Origin of the sequence: Streptomyces millisiae (assembly GCF_031845425.1) — a bacterium.
In the GTDB taxonomy this organism is placed as follows: Bacteria; Actinomycetota; Actinomycetes; order Streptomycetales; family Streptomycetaceae; genus Streptomyces; species Streptomyces millisiae.
In genome coordinates this window covers 1-403 of the sequence record NZ_JAVREM010000396.1, presented here as the reverse complement: position 1 = coordinate 403, position 403 = coordinate 1, and the positions used below count along the sequence as shown (strand labels likewise).

Sequence of the window (403 nt, the reverse complement as noted above, 5' to 3'; positions counted from 1 at the left end):
AGACGGCGGGGCTGATCGAGACGCTGGTGGCTCTGGGTGCGGAGGTGCGCTGGGCTTCCTGCAACATCGTCTCCACCCAGGACCACGCCGCCGCGGCCATCGCCGTCGGCCCGAACGGCACCCCGGAGGCCCCTGCGGGCGTCCCGGTCTTCGCCTGGAAGGGCGAGACGCTGGAGGAGTACTGGTGGTGCACGGAGCAGGCGCTGACCTGGCCGAACACCCCGACGGGCGGTCCGAACATGATCCTGGACGACGGCGGTGACGCCACCCTCCTGGTCCACAAGGGCGTCGAGTTCGAGAAGGCGGGCGCGGCCCCGGACCCGTCGACGGCGGACAGCGAGGAGTACGCGTACATCCTCACCCTGCTGAACCGCACCCTCGGCGAGTCCCCGCAGAAGTGGAC

General features: G+C 71.0%; 1 protein-coding gene. It reads left to right on the top strand.

What is annotated here, in order from left to right:
- On the top strand, window positions 1-403 hold a 403-nt coding region (locus RNC47_RS37260), incomplete at both ends, for an adenosylhomocysteinase (protein ID WP_311605312.1).